This is a genomic window from Acidithiobacillus sp. TH-A117 (genome assembly GCF_057473465.1).
The window spans coordinates 13714-31219 of record NZ_JBYCKQ010000024.1 but is presented as its reverse complement, the minus strand read 5'-3'; the positions used below and the strand labels follow the sequence as shown (position 1 = coordinate 31219).

Annotated in this window: 14 protein-coding genes; 8 read left to right on the top strand and 6 right to left on the bottom strand. The window is 57.1% G+C overall.

Annotated features, from left to right (window positions below; genetic code table 11):
* Window positions 1-4: 4 nt before the first annotated feature.
* Both AC2VLR_RS05495 and AC2VLR_RS05490 read left to right on the top strand, forming a co-directional pair.
* A complete protein-coding gene (locus AC2VLR_RS05495) occupies window positions 5-553 on the top strand; it encodes a hypoxanthine-guanine phosphoribosyltransferase (RefSeq protein ID WP_486881220.1) in 549 nt (182 codons plus the stop codon).
* On the top strand, window positions 553-1368 hold the full coding sequence (locus AC2VLR_RS05490; RefSeq protein ID WP_486881219.1) for an S-methyl-5'-thioinosine phosphorylase: 816 nt from the start codon (window positions 553-555) through the stop codon (window positions 1366-1368). Before AC2VLR_RS05495 ends, AC2VLR_RS05490 begins: the two co-directional genes overlap by 1 nt.
* A gap of 54 nt (window positions 1369-1422) precedes the next feature.
* Here AC2VLR_RS05490 and gorA read toward each other — a convergent pair whose 3' ends face one another.
* The 4 genes from gorA to AC2VLR_RS05470 all read right to left on the bottom strand — a co-directional run bounded on the left by gorA (window position 1423) and on the right by AC2VLR_RS05470 (window position 4583).
* Complete coding sequence (gene gorA / locus AC2VLR_RS05485) at window positions 1423-2778, bottom strand: glutathione-disulfide reductase (protein WP_486881218.1); 1356 nt, start codon at window positions 2776-2778, stop codon at window positions 1423-1425.
* 102 nt (window positions 2779-2880) lie between these two features.
* Window positions 2881-3621 carry a glutathione peroxidase gene (locus AC2VLR_RS05480; RefSeq protein ID WP_486881217.1) on the bottom strand — a complete coding sequence of 247 codons (741 nt, stop codon included), beginning with the start codon at window positions 3619-3621 and terminating at the stop codon, window positions 2881-2883.
* Window positions 3621-4127 (bottom strand): hypothetical protein, encoded by a 507-nt coding sequence (locus AC2VLR_RS05475; protein ID WP_486881233.1) that lies wholly within the window; start codon window positions 4125-4127, stop codon window positions 3621-3623. Before AC2VLR_RS05475 ends, AC2VLR_RS05480 begins: the two co-directional genes overlap by 1 nt.
* 9 nt (window positions 4128-4136) lie before the next feature.
* A complete protein-coding gene (locus AC2VLR_RS05470; protein ID WP_486881216.1) occupies window positions 4137-4583 on the bottom strand; it encodes a DUF29 domain-containing protein in 447 nt (148 codons plus the stop codon).
* A gap of 65 nt (window positions 4584-4648) precedes the next feature.
* Here AC2VLR_RS05470 and AC2VLR_RS05465 point away from each other — a divergent pair, with 65 nt between their 5' ends.
* From AC2VLR_RS05465 to AC2VLR_RS05445, 5 genes are all read left to right on the top strand, one after another.
* Window positions 4649-5620, top strand: a complete 972-nt coding sequence (locus AC2VLR_RS05465) for a LysR family transcriptional regulator (RefSeq protein ID WP_486881215.1) — start codon at window positions 4649-4651, stop codon at window positions 5618-5620.
* A gap of 170 nt (window positions 5621-5790) precedes the next feature.
* Window positions 5791-6768 carry an SDR family oxidoreductase gene (locus tag AC2VLR_RS05460; protein ID WP_486881214.1) on the top strand — a complete coding sequence of 326 codons (978 nt, stop codon included), beginning with the start codon at window positions 5791-5793 and terminating at the stop codon, window positions 6766-6768.
* A gap of 74 nt (window positions 6769-6842) precedes the next feature.
* The gene (locus AC2VLR_RS05455) at window positions 6843-7805 is read left to right on the top strand and encodes an AraC family transcriptional regulator (protein ID WP_486881213.1); all 963 of its coding nucleotides are present in this window, start codon (window positions 6843-6845) and stop codon (window positions 7803-7805) included.
* Between the two features lie 189 nt (window positions 7806-7994).
* Window positions 7995-9692, top strand: coding sequence for a proton-conducting transporter transmembrane domain-containing protein (locus AC2VLR_RS05450; RefSeq protein WP_486881212.1), 1698 nt, complete (start codon window positions 7995-7997; stop codon window positions 9690-9692).
* The gene (locus AC2VLR_RS05445; protein ID WP_486881211.1) at window positions 9685-12141 is read left to right on the top strand and encodes a YbcC family protein; all 2457 of its coding nucleotides are present in this window, start codon (window positions 9685-9687) and stop codon (window positions 12139-12141) included. Before AC2VLR_RS05450 ends, AC2VLR_RS05445 begins: the two co-directional genes overlap by 8 nt.
* Here the strand turns inward: AC2VLR_RS05445 and serB are convergent.
* Window positions 12096-13208 (bottom strand): phosphoserine phosphatase SerB, encoded by a 1113-nt coding sequence (gene serB, locus AC2VLR_RS05440; protein ID WP_486881210.1) that lies wholly within the window; start codon window positions 13206-13208, stop codon window positions 12096-12098. The genes AC2VLR_RS05445 and serB overlap by 46 nt on opposite strands.
* Window positions 13205-16669 carry a transcription-repair coupling factor gene (gene mfd, locus AC2VLR_RS05435; protein ID WP_486881209.1) on the bottom strand — a complete coding sequence of 1155 codons (3465 nt, stop codon included), beginning with the start codon at window positions 16667-16669 and terminating at the stop codon, window positions 13205-13207. Before mfd ends, serB begins: the two co-directional genes overlap by 4 nt.
* A 123-nt stretch (window positions 16670-16792) precedes the next feature.
* Here mfd and ispD point away from each other — a divergent pair, with 123 nt between their 5' ends.
* A complete protein-coding gene (gene ispD / locus AC2VLR_RS05430; protein WP_486881208.1) occupies window positions 16793-17506 on the top strand; it encodes a 2-C-methyl-D-erythritol 4-phosphate cytidylyltransferase in 714 nt (237 codons plus the stop codon).

Below are 17506 nucleotides of genomic sequence, written 5' to 3'. Positions count from 1 at the left end.
CAAGATGACACCGACCCATTTGGGACCCGCTGAGCACCTGTTCAGTGCGGAAGAGGTGGAAGCGGCCATCCAGAGGATGGCCGTTGCCATTAATAAAGACCTTGAACATCTGACGCCGCATCGTCCGATAGTGCTGCTCTGTGTGCTGACTGGTGCGATTGTGGTGGTAGGGCAACTCATGCCTCATTTGCATTTTCCCATGACCCTGGATTGTGTGCAGGTCAGTCGCTATGGTTCAGAAACCAGTGGTGGCGAATTACAGTGGCGCACCCGGCCCAAGGAACCCCTCGCGGGTGCCATTGTGTTGCTGGTGGATGATATTCTTGATGAGGGGATTACCCTCAAATCCATTCAGGATTTTTGCATGGCTGAAGGGGCCGCCGCGGTGCACACGGCAGTGATGGTCCGCAAGATACGCCCTCGTGCTGTAGATCTGCAGGTAGACTATGTGGGCCTGGATGTTCCCGATCGCTTTGTATTTGGCTATGGTTTGGATGCCCGGGGGCTGGGACGTAATGCGCCGGGCATTTTTGTGCTCCCGGAGGATCACTGATGGGTGTGGTTGGCATTATTGGTGGCAGTGGTTTAACCCGACTCAATAATCTGCAGATTCGTAATCGTCGGGTTGTGCGCACCCCCTTCGGAGAAGCTTCCGGACCCCTGACTTTTGGGAACCTGGGGGGGCAGGAAGTGGTTTTTCTGGCCCGCCATGGGTATGGGCACACCATTCCTCCGCATCGGGTGAACTATCGCGCCAACATCTGGGCCTTGCACCATGTGGGCGTGACCCATGTCATTGCGGTGGCGGCGGTGGGTGGCATCAGTGAGGCCATGCAATCCGGCGTCATTTGCGTGCCGGACCAGTTGATTGATTATACCAGTGGGCGGCCCGGCACCTTCTTTGAAGGCGGCGAAAGCATGGTGGTTCACATTGATTTTTCGGAGCCCTACTGCGGACGTATTCGCGAACGCCTGCTGCAAGGGGCAAAAGTGTCGGGAGTGGCAGCGCTGGATGGGGCTACCTACGCGGCAACCCAGGGCCCCCGTCTGGAAACCATCGCCGAAATTCGCCGTATCGAAAGAGATGGCGGGGATATTGTCGGTATGACTGGTGCTCCCGAAGCGGTTTTGGCGCGAGAAATCGGTCTGTGTTATGCGCCCTTGTCCCTGGTAGTAAATCCGGCGGCAGGTAAGTCCAGTGAGCCCATCACCATGGAAGCCATTGATGCGGTAATGCATGAGGGTATGGAAAGGGTGCGGTCGATACTGGCCAGTACGGTTCCCCTTCTGGCCGATTGCCCCCAGTGTGATTGCGGACTTTCCGTCGGGCCGGAAGCCCTCAAACACCTGCACAGCCGACGCAAGTAACAGACTGCTTAACAGTACAGTCAGGTTGCTTGCGCGGCCTGCTCGGGTGAGCGATCAGCGCAAGGTGACCAGCTCCTCAGCGCTGGTAGGATGGATGGCAATGGTGTCATCAAAATCCCGCTTGCAGGCGCCCATGCGCAGAGCTACGGCAAATCCCTGCAACATTTCATCGACGCCATCGCCAATGGCATGCAGGCCGACAATTTTTTCCTCCCGGCCGACCGTTACCAGTTTCATGGTGGTTTTTTCCGGTTCTTCGGAAAATGCGCGCAGCATGGGGGTGAAGCGGGTCTGGTAAACCTTGACGGATTCGTCCCCGTATTGTTCCCGGGCGGCGGTCTCACTCATTCCTACAGTAGCTATGGGTGGGTGACTGAAAATCACCGTCGGCACCAGGGAGCTATCCAGATGACGGTCGGCTTGCTGGTTAAACAAACGATCCGCCAGTCGGCGTCCGGCAGCGATGGCTACGGGGGTCAGGGCGGGGGCTCTGGTCACATCACCCAGGGCATAAATGCCGGAGCTGGTAGTGTTTTGAAAGGCGTCAACAGGAATAAACCCCTGGGCATCCTGCTGGATATCGACACTCTCAAGCCCCAGATCGCTGCTGTTGGGTTGTCTGCCAATGGCCCAAATGACCGTGTCCAGACCGCCTAAGCAGTCTCCATCCTGAAAATGCAGGCATAAACCATCTTCCTGTTGCTCCAGCGCGCGGACCTGGCGCTGGGCAAGGAGGTTGATTCCCTGGTGCAGCATGGCGTCCATGAGGTGTTCGCGAAGCATGGGCTCGAAGTCATTCAGAAAATGATGGCGGCGCATGACCAGGGAGACATCACTGCCCAGAGCATGGAGAACACCGGCTAATTCCACCGCAATATAACCTGCCCCGACAATGGCCACGCAGCGTGGCTTTTGCTCCAGCGCAAAAAAACCATCCGAAGTGATGCCCAGTTCAGCACCGGGAATATTCGGCCAAAGTGGCTGACCACCGGTAGCGATGACAATATGAGGCGCCTGCAGGACCTGACCTTCGACTTCTACCTGATGCGCAGCGCGCAGACGGGCATGACCCCGCAGTAGGGTGACGCCATTGCCATCCAGACCCTGGGCATAGCGGCCATTCAGGCGATGAAGATAGGCATCCCTTCGCGCTTTGAGTTGTTCCCAATGAAAATCAGGCGTGACGGCAGTAAAGCCGTATTCTTCGGCCATACGCATCTGTTCTGCCAGATGCGCGGCATTCCAGAAGATTTTTTTGGGGACACAGCCGACATTGACGCAGGTGCCTCCCAGCGGGCCTGCGGCGATCAGGGCGGTTCTGGCCCCGTACTGGGCAGCGCGGTTGGCGGTGGCGATACCGCCACTGCCGCCGCCGATCACAATCAAATCATATGGTTGTTGGTGGTCCATCAACTGTCATCCTTTTGTGCAGGCAAGTATTGTCTTGCCGGGCGGATTATATACGCGTCTGAAGCGTCGTATCCGGAGAATACGACGCTGGTTACCCCGGAGTTATTTGCCGAGATATTTTTCCAGATCATCAGCCCCGCCGATATGGCGTCCACCTATAAATACCTGGGGAACCGTCGAGCGACCACTGACTGCACGAATACTGCGGGAACTGATTCCGGTCCCCATACCCGTATGGATTTCTTCAAAATCCAGGTTCTGCGCTTTCAGCAGCGCCTTGGCCCGGGCGCAGTGGGGACAACCCTCGCGGGTGAATACCGTGATGAACTCCGGATCCCGAGCTTCGGGATTGATATAGCGGAGCATGGTATCCGCGTCGGAAACTTCAAAGGGGTCGCCGGGCTTGTCAGGTTCGATGAACATTTTTTCAATGACCCCGTCTTTAACCAGCATGGAATAGCGCCACGAACGCTTGCCAAAACCCAGATCACTTTTGTCAACCAGCATCCCCATGCCCTGGGTAAACTCCCCGTTACCATCAGGCACCAAGTGAATGTTTTCGACACCCAGTTCCTTGGCCCAGGCATCCATCACAAAGGCATCATTGACCGAAAAACAAAGGATATCATCCACGCCATTTTCGTGGAAAGTGGGAGCCAATTCGTTATAACGGGGCAGGTGGCTGGAGGAACAGGTCGGGGTATAAGCTCCCGGCAAAGAAAACACAATGACGGTTTTGTTCTTGAAAATCTGGTCACTGGTAACATCCCGCCACTGGTTATCTACGCGGGTACGAAAAGTGGCCTGGGGAACACGTTTACCTTCCATGCTAGTCAGTTTCATTACTCTATCTCCTGGTGCGGGTGAAATCCGAAAGTGGTGTATTGCAGTTCTGTAATATACCTAGAACAATTATAGAATAAGTCTAAGAAATTTGCAAGGCTTGGAACGCTGTTTCCTTTTTTCAGGGTTCCACGCGCCCCGCTCCCTGAACAAAGTGGATCAAATCCGGAACGTCGTACCCGTTTTCTGAAGGGACTTTGCATCAGCCTGAGCTCCGGTGCCGGGCTCAGGGTGCGGCGCGCCCTGTCGGCATGGACGGTTTTATCCAGCGGGTGGATTGGGCAGAGGACGGTGCCCGTGTGCGGCTCCACCAGATCGACCTGCGCCAGATCCCAGCGGGCATAGCGCAGGGTGCCAAAGACAACCCCCGGACGGAAGTCCGGGGGTTGTCTGACGACATTGAGAAGCGTTGGGATGCCCTTGCAAAGGCGACGGGCGCACTCAATCGATACAGGATTGGAAATTACCGAATTATTGCCAGCATTGACCAGGAAAGGAGCTAACAATGTAGCTGTTCATTCTGGTAGCCAGTCTTTGCCTAAAACCTGGACATCCATGTCCCACGGACACTCCAAGGAGAAAGCCTGTAGCGGAAGCCCTGTCTCGTCTGCTGCATCTTCGCAGGCATTGCTCCAGGTGGTAGCGGATATTTCCAGGAGATAAGGCTTCAAGCTGCCAGATTGGGCTAACAAATCGTTTATCTCGCGGCGCTGAATCCGAATGGTACTTCTCCAGCTATTGCCTCGTTTTTCTGGTTGCCATGCCCACTTGATGAGGTGCATCAACAAGAGTGTCAGACGGCTTTTTAATCGGTCCGTCTTGCGCCTGTTAATGCATATTAGATGGTTTCCGGCGTTGGAGGAATCTATCCACAAATTCTGTGCGCTACTCTGTGGATGGAAGCGGCAACCCGGTGGAGTATATCGGGAAAATATCCAGTCACACCCTTGGCAACAATGCATGGATACCGGTAGATTGCTCTGATGCCCTCTCCACTCGACTCAGCCGCCACATATCCAGAGAAACCATGACGCAAACCCTGCATTCTCTTTCACGCCATGTGACCTTTCGCCAGTTGCAGATATTTGCGGCCATCATACGTACCGGGAGTTTTACGGAAGCCGCCGACGAGCTTTTCCTGGCGCAGCCCACCATCTCGCTGCAAATGAAGAAATTGGGGGAGACCATTGGTCTGCCTTTGTTCGAAAAAATGGGGAAGACCATCCGGCCGACGGGGGCTGGAGAGGACTTGTATGCGGCCTGTCGGGATTTGTTCCGCACTTTTGAAGACCTCGAGGCGCAAATCGCTGACCGCAAGGGTATCCGCCGGGGAAAATTGCGTCTGGGGGTGGTGACGACGGCCAAATATATTGCTCCCGAGTTGTTGGCGGCTTTTGGTGTGCAATTTCCGGGCATTGAATTCAGTATGAAAGTCAGTAATCGGGATGAGATTATCCAACGCATTCAAAACGGCGAGGATGATCTGTATGTGATGGGGCAGGTACCCGATGACGAAGTCGATGTGGAGTCAGTTCCTTTTGCCTTGAATCCGCTTACGGTCATGGTCCCGCGTGGACACCCATTGACCCGCCTGGACAAACCCGTGTCGCTGGAAGCCATTGCCGAGGCGCCTTTCCTGATTCGCGAGCCGGGCTCGGGGACGCGCCATGCCTACCTGAGATTGTTCGCGGAAAAAAATCTGCGGCCCCATATTGTCATGGAGCTGAGCAGTAACGAGGCGATCAAGCATGCGGTGGCCAGTGGCCTCGGGGTATCCATTCTTTCCATCCACTCCCTGGCGCTGGAGGGAACTGGTGGCCCCATCGAGGTGCTGGAGGCAGAGGACTTTCCTATCTTGCGCCAATGGTTTCTGGTGTATCCCAAGGGTAAACATTTGTCATCTACGGCACAGAAGTTTCTGGACTTTTCCGTTTCCCAGGAGCAATTCATTACCGACCGACTGCTGCATCTGTGGCCCGAGTTGCGTCATCATCTCTGAATTTATATGAAGGTGGTGAACGGCTTTCGGGTAGAAGGGGGCCTGTGCATCGTAGCCAGAGCGGTATGAAACTGGACGATCGCAAAAAAACTTCGGAGTCTGACACATGGTGAGTACGGACATGGCTGCGTATATTTTCTGATTTCCAGGGGCATCGAAGGAATCTCAGCATGCGCGTATTTGTGACCGGTGCGACCGGATTCATTGGTAGGGCGGTTGTGCGGGAGTTGCAGGAAAATGGCCACCATGTGATTGGACTAGCCCGCTCCAGGCAGGCGGCTACGTTGCTGCAAAAGCAGGGAGTAGAGCCGCAGCAGGGCCATCTGGCTGACCTTGAGAGTCTGAGTACCGCAGCGGCACGCAGCGATGGCGTGATCCACCTGGCTTTTATACATGGCTTATCCAATGCTTCCTGGCGGAACCGCCTGTATATATTGGCGGGTGGCGCGCCGGGTGGCATTGTGGGACGTTTTCTGAAAGTGGTGACTGACGCCGATCATCGCGCCATAGATGCGATGAGCGCTGCCTTGCAAGGCTCAGAACGTCCGTTGGTGGCTACGTTTGGTACTTTGGGTATGGCCGCTACTGGTGTCATGCGAGACTCGCCTGCACAGGAGGCAGATAAGCCCGATCCAGCTTCACCGGGTTATGGTCGCGCAATCACCGAGTCGGTTCTTGAAGCTTGGGCGATGCGCGGCGTGCGCACATCCATGGTGCGGCTGTCGCCCTCTGTGCATGGTATGGGCGATAACGGTCTGGTGCGGCAGATAATTCTGACGGCGCGTAAAAAAAAGGAAATGGCGTTTGTGGACGATGGGTGTAATCGCTGGCCGGCTGTACACCGTAACGACGCGGCAAAATTGTTTCGGCTGGCGCTGGAAAAAGGCCGCGCCGGGGCCCGATATCATGGTGTCGCTGAGGAGGGTATTATGATGCGCGATATTGCTGGCGTGATTGGTCAGCGATTAAGCTTGCCGGTCCGCTCCATCACGCATGCAGAAGCACTGAAACACTATGGTTGGCTGGGCGCGTTTATTGCGCTGGACAACCCCAGCTCTAGCCTCTGGACGCGCGAGCAGATGGGCTGGCAGCCGCGTGGGCCGTCTCTGCTCGATGACCTTGAGAACTGTGATTATTTCCGCGACTGATCTGGCATGGCATACAAGGTGTTGCGCTGCAAACTTTAACTTTATCAACCGGGCTCAATACCTCAAGGTAATCCATGGACCCTCTTTCGGATATGTTGTCTCTGCTCCGACCGCAAAGCTACGCCTCTCGAGGTCTTGACGTTGCCGGTAGGTGGGCATTGGACTTTCCGTCTGGCCCGGGCATCAAGTGCTATGCCCTGACTACCGGGCGTTGTTGGTTATGGGTGGACGGTGTAGATCTACCGCTGGCGCTGACGGCTGGCGACTGTGTACTGTTGCCACGCGATTGTGCATTTCGATTCGGCAGTGATGCAGAGGCACCTGCACAGGACGTCATGGATCTGATTTCCGGCACCCAGATGGGAGCTGTGGTTACCCTCAATGGCGGTGGCGACTGCAGCGGGGTCGGGGGTTATTTCGAGTTCGTGGATCCACAAGCGGATATTCTGCTTGGCCTTTTGCCGCCAGTGATCATGGTCCGTGAAGAGTCAGATCGTGTCGCTCTGCGGCAGTCGATAGAACGACTGATGCAGGAGCTGCGTGAACCGCAGCCTGGCAGTGATCTGCTGGCCGACCACCTTGCGCAGACCTTATTGATTCAGGCTTTGCGTTTGTTTCTGGCGGATCGTTCTGCGGCGGGCACCGGTTGGTTATTCGCCATGGCCGACCGACATATCGGCGCGGCACTGGTCGCACTGCATACTGACCCGGGTCGGCGCTGGAACCTATCGATACTGGCAAAACATGTTGGCATGTCCCGCTCCAACTTTGCAGCCCGCTTCAAAAATATCGTGGGTGAAACACCGATGGAATATCTGACGCACTGGCGTATGCAGCTTGCTGCGGATCGGCTTGCACACGGCCATCAGCCTGTCTCCGCTATCGCCTACGCGCTGGGATACGAATCCGAAAGTGCTTTTAGCGTCGCCTTCAAGCGGGTCATAGGCTGTCCCCCGGGAAGATATGCGCGGGAGTGTTCCGCGCATGGATCGCTGGCGGCCCGACTGCATCGCCAGAGTAAAGGGCACGCAGGGTAGGACAAAATTTGAAGCTTTCTCCCTAAGCGAATATTCCGTTTTTTCTTCTGAGCTATTTACCCAGTTCCTTGGTTATGAGCTTTAAGCTATATTTATAATAATAAATCATATAAATTTAAATAATAAATTAGAATAAATAATCATATCCCGTTATTGTCTCCTCCGGTCATCTGATCCCTGGAGGTAACAATGATGCACATTCTATCCATACCTTGGCTGGCAGGAGGACTGCTGGCACTGATGCCGGCAGGACTTATCCTGATGGGTTTGCCTGGGGTTCGCAGAACCCGACAATCCGCCCTTACGACCCGTAACCGGGTCCGCTGGACCGCCATAGTCACATTATTACTGGCTTTGACTGCCGATCTGGTTTTTGTCTTGGGTGCCCGCAGCAGCCTGCTTTTGGTAAGCTTGCCACTGCCCGCTCTGCACTTCGCTTTGCCGCTCTCCATAGCAGTTGATCCCTTGACCTTGATCCTGGCGAGCGTGGTGTCTTTTGTGCTGGTGATGATTGCCCAATACAGCGTGGCCTATCTGGACGGTGATCCGCAGCAGGCCCGTTTTTTCCGGCTTCTGGCTTTTACGGGCGGGTTTTTTCTCCTGACAGTCATCTCCGGGAACATCGGATTATTTACCCTGGCCATCATTGCCGTGGGCTTCAGTGTCAATCGTCTGCTCAGGTTTTATGGGGATCGTCCCAAGGCCATCATGGCGGCCCACAAAAAGTCCTTGTTTACGCGAACGGCAGATCTCTGCCTGGTGGCTGCTGCCCTGTTGATCGGACACAGCGTGGGAAGTCTTCAGTTTGTGGCTATCCGCAGTTTCGTCGAGCAGGCGGGGACCATGCCCATGTCTCTGCAGGTGGCTGCCTGGCTGATTGTGGCGGCGGTATTCTTGAAAAGTGCGCATTTTCCGGCCCATGGCTGGTTGATTCAGGTCATGGAGGCGCCTACTCCAGTGTCAGCACTGATGCATGCGGGTATTGTGTATAGTGGGGCCATTGTCGCGCTGCGCACGAGCGCACTGCTGATCCGGGTTCCCGACGCCCTGCTTATACTGGGATTGGCGGGTTTGACTACGGTCATGATCGCTTCTCTGGTGATGACCACCCAGACTTCCATCAAATCCATGTTGGCCTGGTCTACCACTGCCCAGCTGGGTTTCATGTCTCTGGAGCTGGGTTTGGGGCTTTTTCCTCTGGCACTGCTGCACTTGGTGGGACATTCCCTCTACAAGGCGCATGCCTTCCTGTCTTCGGGCAGTATTACCGATCAGTTGCGTCAGGTGCCGCCGGGCGCCAAGAAGAAAGCCGGCCTGGTAACGTGGCTGACGGCTACCGTGCTGGGGGTGCTGATCTCTGCGGGTGCTGCCTGGTGCTTTGGCGAAAATCCCTTTGTGGAACCCGTGTGGTTTGCCCTGGTGCTGATTGTCGCTGCCGCTATATCGCAAATTTTGATCAAAGGCTTTCTGTTTGATGCGGCTGTGGACCGGTTTATGGCCATATTGGTAGCTGTCGCCATGGGATTGATTTATCTGGTGCTGCACACCTTGTTTGTCTGGGGCTTTAGCGCCGACCTGACCCGTGCCATGCCCGTCGTATCGGGCGCTTATATGGTGTTGGTGGGATTGACGGCAGTGGGTTTCCTGTTCCTGAGTTTCATGCAGGGCCCCGGACACATGGTTCTGCCGAAAAAAGTCCAGTGGGCTTTGTTCACTTATCTCTATAACGGCTTGTATACCGACTACTGGGTAGAGCAGTTTTCCCACCGTTTCTGGTCGGAGCGGGTCAGCGTCAAACTGCCGCGCAAGAATCTTGCCGTGGAGTCTTTGCAATCAGTGGCACGAAATCAGGAATCTATGACCATGAAGGAGGTGACCAGTGAGTAACAATGTTCTGGAAAATACGGAAATGCTCTACGAGCGGGTGATTCGGCGGATTGCTCCGCTCTGGCCTCTGGATAGTTATGTGGCGGTCAATCCCTACTGGGGTTTTGCGGATACACCCTTCTGTCAGGTAACAGCGGAGCTGGAGGGCAGTGTGGGTGAGCGTCTGGTCATGGATCGGCGCTGGTATGCGGATTTGTTGCAAACGGGCAAGCTGGATATGGTCGACATCCAGTGCGCTGCGGATGATCTGGGCTTGTCTGCCGATGAGGAGGAATGGCGTAATTACCTCCAGGAAACGCCAGAAACGCCCATGCGTCTGCCGCGTTTGCCGGAACTGATGGATCGCCAGGGGCATGCTTCCATCTCCCAGTATGTGGTGGAGCAAATCAGCCATTTTCTGGCCGCTTATTATGACCGTGGGCAGTCCTTCTGGTCCTTTCCCAGGGATCCCGACCTCGGGCTTTTCGGCAGCTGGCGGCAGTACACCTTGCTCGATCATAGTCTCAGTCCCATGGGTCTGAAGAAGATTCGCGCACCTTTGCTGGCTTTGTCTGCGGAACCTGAGCAGGCCCGGGTCTGGGCCATGCAGACCCTGAACATTCCCCAAGGGGAGGAGGAGGCTTATCTGCTGGTTTTGCTCAAGTCCATTGGGGGCTGGGCGAGCTGGTGCCGCTATCTTCTCTGGCAGGCGGAACTGCAGGGAGCTGCGCATCAGGATCTGCGGGATCTGTTGACGATCCGGATGGTCTGGGAGGCGCTGCTGCGTCTTGCTGCGAATCCCCAAGTGGTGGAGCGCTGGCAGCGGCAATTGCGCGCTTGGTCACAGGATGACAAGAAAATCGACCGGGAGAATGCCCAGCGCGGTGAGGTACTGCTGCGCGCTACGGAAATCGCTTACCGTCGTCAGGTGGCGGCGCGGATTCGCGAGCGTCCGTCGCGCAAAGCCGGCGCTACAAAAACACAGATCCAGGCAGCATTTTGCATTGACGTGCGCTCAGAGGTCTTCCGCCGCCATCTGGAAGGCGTAATGCCCAGCCTCGAAACCATCGGTTTCGCCGGCTTTTTCGGGGTGTTGCTGGATTATCAGCGGCAGGGAGATCTGGCACCCCGGACCCAGTCCCCGGTGTTGCTCAACCCTGCTGTGCATGTCCACGAGGAGGCTCCAGAGCCCGTTATCACCCGGCGTTTCCGGCGCCTGCGCCGGGGAGCGACCTGGAAGCAGTTCAAGCTTTCGGCGGCATCCTGCTTCTCTTTTGTGGAAACTGCCGGGCTCTCCTATGTGGCGCGTCTGCTGGCGGATACTCTGGCTTGGCATCAGCCTTCGCTTCCGCCCGACGATGCAGGGCTTTCCGGGGGCGAACGGGCGGCGTTGCACTGCGCGTTGCCAGCCTCTCTGAGTCTGGATGAGCGTGTCAAAATGGCCGAGTTCATTCTGACGGGCCTGGGGCTGACTCAAGAGGTGGCTCCCATTGTGATGCTGGTGGGGCATGGTAGTTCTACGACCAATAATCCCCACCGTGCAGGTCTGGATTGTGGTGCCTGTGCGGGGCAAACGGGCGAGGTCAACGCCAAGGCAGCGGCCCAGCTGCTCAATGACCGGCAGATTCGCACGGCGCTGGTGGAAAAAGGCTGGACTCTCGATCCTGAGACCTGCTTTTTGCCGGCGCTGCACGATACCACCACGGATCGGGTGGAGATTCTGGGTAAGGTGAGCGATTACCGGCTCGATGCCGCGCTTTTCGCAGCATTACAGGATGCTTTGGAAAAAGCAGCCAATCTCACCCGGCTGGAAAGAATGCTGCGCCTGGAGCCGGATCTGCGGGATTCCGATATGGTCAGCCGGAATATGGCTTTCCGTGGGCGGGATTGGTCCCAGGTGCGTCCCGAATGGGCGCTGGCGGGTAACGCTGCCTTCATTGCCGCACCCCGTTGGCGGACGCGGGAAATGAATCTGGCAGGGAGGGCTTTCCTCCACGATTACGATGCCAGCAAGGATGCGGATTTCAGCCTCCTGAACCTGATCATGACGGCCCCCCTGGTGGTCGCCAACTGGATCAATCTGCAATATTACGGTTCCATTGTCGATAATCAGCGACAAGGTTGCGGTAACAAGGTCCTGCACAATGTGGTGGGGGGCACCATCGGGGTACTGGAGGGCAATGGTGGCGATCTGCGCGTCGGGCTATCGGAGCAATCTCTGCGCGACAGCAGCAGTATTCTGCAGCATGAGCCTTTGCGTTTGTCGGCTTTCATCGAGGCGCCGACGGAAGCGATGGACGCCATCATCGCAAAAAATGCGGTACTCGACCAACTGGTCAATAACCGCTGGCTGACCATTATCCAGATCACACCCGACGGTCAGCTTCTGGAGCGTCGTGGCGAAGGGATATGGAAGAACATTACTCAATACCAGCCGAGAAAATCGGCAGCAGTATCCAGCCCGCCGTAACGAATCTGAAAGTCCGCCTGGGCCCGCACCACGGCCTTGGCGTGATAGGCAATGCCGACGCCTGCCTTGCGCAGCATCGGCAGATCATTGGCGCCGTCCCCTATGGCAATACAGTGACTGGCGTCGGTGCCAGCACTGATGGCCAACAACTCCAGGATGTCGGCCTTGGCATCGGCATCGACGATGTCGCCCAGCACCTGACCGGTGATTTTGCCATCGACGATTTCCAGGGTATTGGCAAAGGCATAGTCAAGATCCAGCATTTCTTGCAAATGCCGGGTAAACTGGGTGAAACCACCGGAAACCACGCCGGTTTCAAGGCCCTGCGTCTTGGCGGCCTGGATCAGCTCCCGGGCCCCGGGACTGAGCTGCAGACGTTCGCGGATGATGGCATCGATGCTGCTGGCCGGGGTCCCCTGTAACAGGCGCACCCGTTCCCGCAGGGAGGTCTGAAAATCCAGCTCACCCGCCATGGAGCGTTCGGTAATGGCCGCTACCTGCCTTTTGAGACCCAGGTGGTCGGCCATTTCATCAATACATTCAATGCTGATCAGTGTAGAATCCATATCGGTCAGCAGCAGCCGGAAATGGCCGGGTTCCCAGACCGGGGTCATGGCCAGATCGACATGAATGCCTTCCAGAGCATCCGTCAGCGCACGATTGAAGGCCGGGACAGGGCCCTGGGGACCATGCATGGCGATGGCCAGGCTGTCGCCCTGGGCATGAAGAATCCGGCCGGGCATACAATTTTGCAGGTGCAGGGTGGTCAATGCCCGGCGCAGGGCTTCGGCGTGCAGCGGACCCCGCAGCACCAGTCGTGAAGCATGGCTCTCGCTGGGCATGGAGGACCAGAAAACCTCGCGATCCTGATGCAGGGCCTGGCGGGACAGCTCATCCAGAAAAGGCGTGATTTCACTGACAGCCACTGGCAGATGCCAGCTTTGCAGCCAGGATCCCCAGATTTGCTGATGACTTTCGGTACTATGGACGAATTGTCCCATGCTGGCAGGTAAGGTCATGGGGCCGCGTTCAGCAGGACTCAACAGGGCAAGGCGGGTGCTACTCATGCGGGTGTCCTCAAGGCTTCGACAAGGGGAATGATGGCCTGGCAGCGTGCTTCGCCGTCGGGAAAGTCCTGGCGAATGCGCAGGCGCTGGGCGCCGTCCAGTTGATAAATGCTGTGCGGACGCTGTACCAGTTGAATGATTTTTTCCGGAGACACCTGGTTTTCCGGGGCAAATTGCAGGCGGGCTCCCGATGGTCCGACGTCGATCTGTTCAATACCTATCTGGCTGGCAAGGAGGCGGAGCTGGGTCTGGCACAGCAGCGTTCTGGCCGGGGCAGGCAGCGGACCGAAGCGATCCACCATTTCCACCATGATTTCACCAATAGCCGCATCACTGCGCACATCGCTGAGTCGCTTGTAAAACTGCAGGCGTAAATGTACGTCAGGCAGGTAGTCTTCGGGGATCAAAGCTGCCGTGTTCAGATGAATTTCCGGCCCGCTGGCGCGTTGCTCGGCCAGGCTGCGCGGATCCTTGCCGGCGCGAATGGCAGCCACGGCATCATTGAGCCATTCCATGAACAGGGTAAAGCCGACTTCGTCCATGTGTCCGCTCTGTTCTTCGCCGAGAAGCTCACCGGCGCCCCGGATTTCCAGATCATGACTGGCCAGGGCAAAACCTACCCCCAGATCTTCCAGAGACTGGATGGCATCCAGGCGGCGGCGGGCATCATCACTCATGGCGCGCAGGTCGGGGGTGAACAGGTAGGCATAAGCCCGTTGATGGGAGCGTCCCACCCGACCGCGAAGCTGATGCAGCTGGGCCAGACCAAATTTATCCGCCCGATTGATGAGAATGGTATTGGCGTGGGGATTGTCGATGCCCGATTCGATAATGGTGGTGCTGAGCAAAATGTCAAAACGCTGATGATAAAAATCGAGCATGACCGCTTCCAGCTCGCCTTCCGGCATTTGCCCGTGGGCGACGCGCAGTCGGGCCTCAGGAAGCAGCCGGCGGAGATTGCTGGCCATGCGCTCAATATCCCGCACTTCATTGTGCAGGAAGTAAATCTGGCCACCCCGGTGCAATTCGCGCTGACAGGCTTCGACCACGACTGCATCTTCCCAGGTTTGCACAAATGTACGCACCGGTTGGCGACGTTGCGGGGGCGTAGCGATGATGGATAAATCCCGCAATCCGGCCAGGGACAGATTCAGGGTGCGGGGAATGGGAGTGGCGGTGAGCGTCAGAATATCCACTTCTGCGCGCAGCGCCTTGATCTGTTCTTTCTGGCGGACCCCGAAGCGGTGTTCCTCGTCCAGAATCAACAAGCCAAGATCCTTGAAATGCACATCTTTCTGGAGCAGACGATGGGTGCCGATCAGTATCTGGACTTCCCCCGCTTCGGTGGCTGCGAGAATCTCCTTGTGGGTTTTGCCCTTCTGGAAGCGGGAAAGTACCTCTACCCGCAGCGGCATGCCGGCAAAGCGATTCTGAAAATTTTCATAGTGCTGTTGGGCCAGCAGGGTGGTAGGTACCAGAACGACTACCTGTGCCCCGCCATGGGCCGCCAGAAAAGCCGCGCGCAGCGCCACCTCGGTTTTGCCGAAACCCACATCGCCACAGACCAGACGATCCATGGGATGGGGGCTGGTCATGTCGGCAATCACGGCATCAATGGCCTGTTGCTGATCGGGGGTTTCTTCGAAGGGAAAACGGGAAACAAAGTCCCAATAGGCATCATCCGGGGGCGCAAAGGCGCGTCCCTGGCGGGCCGCCCGCCGGGCATAAATGTCCAGCAGTTCGCTGGCGGCATCAATGGCCTTTTCCCGCGCCCTGGTTTTGGCTTTGTCCCACTGCGGACTACCCAGACGCGACAGTACCGGTTCCGCAGCTCCGTTGCCCACATACCGGGCAATGCGATCAAGATGATCGGCGGGTACATACACCAGATCTCCCTGGGCATATTCCAGCACCACATATTCATTGACATCGCCCTGGGCCGCAAAAGGCGTGCGCATCCCCTGAAAACGCCCGATTCCGTATTCCTCGTGGGTCACCGCATCGCCGGGTTGCAGTTCGCCCAGATCACGGATTAATCCTTCCACATTGCGTTGCCGGACCTGGGCGCTGCGTCTTTGCGCAAATACCCGATCCCCGAAAATTTGCGCTTCCGAGACGAGCGCACGCTGGACCAGCCCCTTGTCCTTGATCAGCAGACCGCGCTCCAGAGGGGCTACGGTGATGGCAATTTTTTCTGCGGAGGCGAGAAACTCCGGCCAGTTGTTCAGACGGGTTGCCGTCAGTCCGGCTTTACTGAGCCGTTCAGAAAGGGCTTCCTGACGGCCCGGAGATTCGGCAGCAATCAGGGCGCGTCCCTGGGGCGGGAGTTGCCGTAAAAAGGTTTCCAGCGCTGCCAGTGGCGTTTCCGGGCTGCCCTGCAGGGCGGGTAAAGGGGCTGTCGGCAAGGCTTCGCCAGTCCCGTTTTGTTCCCCGTGGACCAGAACGCGACTTTGCAAAGCGCTTTCCCATTCGTCTGGGGTCAAGATCAGTGCTTCAGGAGGAAGAATGGGGTAATGGAAGTCGTGGGCGCGCTCTTCATGACGCTCTTGCCAGTCATGACGGATTTGCTGGCTGGCGTTCGCCAGACCGGGAGGCATGAAAATAATTCCGTCCGCAGGGAAATGGGAGAGCAAGTGACTGCTTTCCGGGAAAAACAAAGGCAGATAATGCTCCGCCCCCTGCGGGACCTGCCCCCGACTGGCGGCCCGATACGCTTCCGAGCGTTGTGGATCACCACTGAACCGGGCTCGAAACTGGCTGCGGAACTCATGGAGGGCGTCCGTATCCACGGGGATTTCTCGTGCCGGGAGCAGGGACACCTTGCTGACTTTGTCCAGGGTTCGCTGGGTTTCCGGATCAAAAGCCCGAATACTTTCCACCTCGGTATCAAACAGCTCAATCCGGTAGGGTAAGGGGCTGCCACTGGGAAACAGATCAATGATGCCACCACGCCAGGCCAGTTCACCAGGCTCGGACACTTCGCTGACATTGCGGTAGCCAGCATCGATCAGACGTTGCCGGAAGCGTTCGGGAGGCAGCGCATCGCCAACGGCTAGGACAAAGGCGTGCTGATCGAGAAAACTTCTGGGCGGAAGGCGTTGCAGGGCAGCAGCCATGGGCGCCAGACAGAGGCCGCGCCAGTTGGGTAATGCAGCCAATGTGGCCAGACGGGTAGCCGTCGCATCTGCGGGGGGCGCTAGGCGATCATAGGGCAGAATTTCCCGGTCCGGGAAAATCAGCGGAGCATCCAGATCGGGCGCAAAAAAAGCCCATTCGCGCTGCCATTCTTCCAGGTCACGGGGATTGGGCAACAGTACCAGCAGAGGTTTCTGCCATTGGCGAAGCATTTCGGCAGCCAGCCAGCAGTCGGCGGCTCCGAAAAGATGCTGGAAGATGCGGGTGTTACCGACGCGAGGGACAGGGCCCAAAGGAAGAGAATGGTCCAAAATTTCCGGGGTCATATCAGCAAATACAGGGAGCCTAGTGTAAGGTGCCCGTGCGCAAACTGCAAAAGTACAAACCCTTGCGCCTCCTGGACAGACTGCGGATACTGCGCCTGAATCCCATGTATTTGAGGGCAAGTGATGAACCGGATCTGGATGATTATTCCCGCCGGAGGGAAGGGGCAGCGCTTTGGCGGGTCGCAGGCCAAACAATATGTGCAGCTCCGGGGCCAGCCAGTATTGGCTCATACCCTGAACATTTTTCTGCAGGAACCCCGCATAGCCGGGGTCCAGCTGGTCCTGCCCGAGGAAGACCTGCGCAGCGGATTCTGGCGGGAGTTATTGGGCGAGCAGATGGTTTTGCCGCTGGCACCCGTTAGCGGTGGCAAGCAGCGTGCTGATTCCGTGCGTTTGGGTCTGGAGGCCTTGCAAGCAGCCGGTGCTGCGGATACGGATTGGGTGCTGGTCCACGATGCGGCCCGGCCCTGCCTGCGCAGTGAGGATCTGCACAGCTTGCTGGACAGTCTGCCAGACTCTCCTCAGGGCGCTTTGCTGGGCATACCGGTTGCCGATACCCTCAAACGCGAAAAAAACGCGGTGTCTTTGGGCACCGTTGATCGGGAGGGGTTGTGGCGGGCCTTGACTCCCCAGGCCTTCCCCCTGGGGGCTTTGCTGGCTGCCCTGCGGGTAGCGCAAGCAGTGGAATCGCCCATTACCGACGAAGCTTCGGCCATGGAGCTGCAAGGTTGGCGTCCACGTCTGATTCAAGGACATGGGGATAATATCAAGATTACTCTGGGGGATGATCTGGCTTTGGCTGCGGCTATTCTGGCAGCCCGTGATGAGGAGAAATAA